This window comes from Caballeronia sp. BR00000012568055, from assembly GCF_029439455.1.
Lineage (GTDB): Bacteria > Pseudomonadota > Gammaproteobacteria > Burkholderiales > Burkholderiaceae > Caballeronia.
The window spans coordinates 1-2,342 of sequence record NZ_JAQFVG010000089.1 but is presented as its reverse complement, the minus strand read 5'-3'; the positions used below and the strand labels follow the sequence as shown (position 1 = coordinate 2,342).

Sequence of the window (2,342 nt, the reverse complement as noted above, 5' to 3'; positions counted from 1 at the left end):
ATCGCGAAGCCGTCGATTTCAGGAAGTCGATCAACGGACTCGCCGCCCTGGTAGAACAGGCAGGGCTGGACCCGTTTGCGCCAGCGCTATTCGCGTTCAGCAACCAGCGCCACAATCGCATTAAATTGCTCGGCTGGGATGGCAACGGCTTCTGGCTGATGATGAAGCGTCTCGAAGAAGACCGCTTCGCCTGGCCGCGCCGGCAGCAGGCCGTGATGGAATTGACCGCTGAGCAACTGCACTGGCTGCTTGAGGGGATTGATATCGACGCAGTACGTCGTCATCCTGCGCGACAGTATCGACACACTGGTTGACGCATCCATGACGCTTGGATCAGGCCCGTCGTTACACCTTCCGTAAACCCACGGGCCCGGCGATTTCGCTATGGTGAGGGTCATGTCAGCCCCTGATTCCACCGCCGGTCTGCCGCCCGAAGTGCTCGCCTACATCCGTGAGCTCGAGGCAAGCGTCCGCCGAAGTAAAGATGTTCCGTTTTGCGAAGTAAAGTTGGAACTTTGCCAAGTTCGGGTGAATTTGCGCGATTCCGAAGAATTGCTTTCGTTAAAAATCAATCGGTTGCGAGATTCGCGAAGTAAAGATGAAGCTTTTTCGTGGTCCGGATCGATGGCCATGCAACCGCGGGGCGCTAGCGCTCTGGCACACCAAACGCCTGATCGAACTGCCTTGCCCGTTTGACCTCGTCGCCGTGCAGGTAAATTGACGTCGTTGAGATCGACGAATGCCTCAGATTGTCGCGCACCATGATCAGTTCGGTGCCGCGCGCGAGCGCGAGTGAAGCGTGCGTGTGTCGCAGCCAATGGGGGCTCGCGCGCCGGAGCTTCTCCGCCATCGCAGGCCGCTCATCACGGATCGTGTTAGCGACCACTGCGAAGAAACGGCGCAGCACGCGACCGAGCCGCGTGGTTTCGATCCCGATGCCATCTTCTGCGAGGTTGGCCACGATCACCGTTGCGGGATCCCAGCGTTCGCGCGTGACCGGCAAGCGGCGTTGCACCAGATACTGATCGAGTGCCATACGCGCCAGCGTCGGGAGCGCGACCTTGCCCGTCTTGCCACCCTTGCCGACGATGTACAGCCAGTGATCGCCCTGTTCGTCGACGCGGATGTCGCCGAGCGTGGTTCCTGTCAGTTCACTGGCTCGCAGGCCGGTCGCGTATCCAAAATCGAGCAGGAACCGAAGGCGCTGGGCGGCCGCCTCGCTCCAGCCGTAGGACCATTCGAGGCCATCGGCGATCGTGCGGAGCAGCAGCCATTCGCCTTCGGTAAAACCGCGGGTGACATCGAGGCCCGCCTTCGCACTTCCTCGCACCTTGACGCCCGCGAACGGGTTCGCGAGGACGTAGCGCTGCTCGACCAGCCAGCGGAACAGGGCCGCAAGTACGGTGAGTGCGTACGCGGCAGAGCGCGTCGATAGTGGTCCGCTGAACGGTCGCCATTCCACGCTTTGTCGCGACCGCGACGGCCCGATCCAGCGTTCGCGTGGCGTCGGCCGTCGCAGGAACGTGCGGTAGGCTATCGCGTCATCAGTGGTCAGCGACGACAACGCGCAGCCCCGTTCGACGATTGCCCACAGGATCAGGCGTTCCGCCTCTTTCCGGTAGGCGCGCTGGGTGGCGGCGGACTCGTGCAGGGACAGCCACGATTGCACCGCCTCGTAGTCGTTCGATGCCTTGAGCAAGCAGACGTGTCGTGGTGTGCGAAACTGTCCTTGCGAGCCGTCGACCTCGTGCGGCAGACGCAGTTGTTCCCATGGCACGACCGGTCCGGAAGGTGTTGCCGCAACCAGCGCACGGGCACGTTCAATCAGAGTCGGATGGACCGCGAAAAATGCTTCGACATGGCGTGCCCCTGCCGTGCCGAGTCCGGCGATCGCTGTCCACCAGCGCCGCCGGCGCGGAATCCGTACAGTCAGGTCTGCGAGCGTCCGGATCCCGTGCGCCTGCAAAGCGGCAACCACCCGAGGTGGCAACCACTGGTCGATGCCGTCGGCGATGTGCGGTTCCGGTGTCGGCAGGTTGCGCAATGTCTCGATCGTGTGCGCAACGGTATCTGCCGACGCTGCCGATCGCTCGTCGAATGTTTCTGCCAGGTCGGCCCGGTGACGACTCGTCGCGAATGCTACCAGTGCGCGCCGGATGCGTCCGAGCATGCCGCGGGCAGACATCCCTTGCGCCTTGCGATCACCCAGATATCGGGCGACAGCCGAGCGGGCGTCGAGTCCGGCATACCACGCGCGCAGTGCAGCGAGTTCAGCGTCGTCGGGGAACCGGACGGGTTCAGTCTCACGCGTTCTCATGACCACCAGTTTAGTCGAGATTTGA

2 protein-coding genes are annotated in these 2,342 nt (G+C 62.7%); one reads left to right on the top strand and one right to left on the bottom strand.

Annotated elements, in window-relative coordinates:
* Window positions 1-314 (top strand): IS66 family insertion sequence element accessory protein TnpB (gene tnpB, locus P7F28_RS05935; RefSeq protein ID WP_277183559.1); only part of this gene is annotated, 314 nt, incomplete at its 5' end.
* Between the two features lie 332 nt (window positions 315-646).
* On the opposite strand, the gene P7F28_RS05930 is transcribed toward tnpB, so the two are convergent.
* Window positions 647-2,317: a site-specific integrase gene (locus P7F28_RS05930; protein WP_277183561.1), complete on the bottom strand. Its 1,671-nt coding sequence runs from the start codon at window positions 2,315-2,317 to the stop codon at window positions 647-649.
* Window positions 2,318-2,342: the final 25 nt, after the last annotated feature.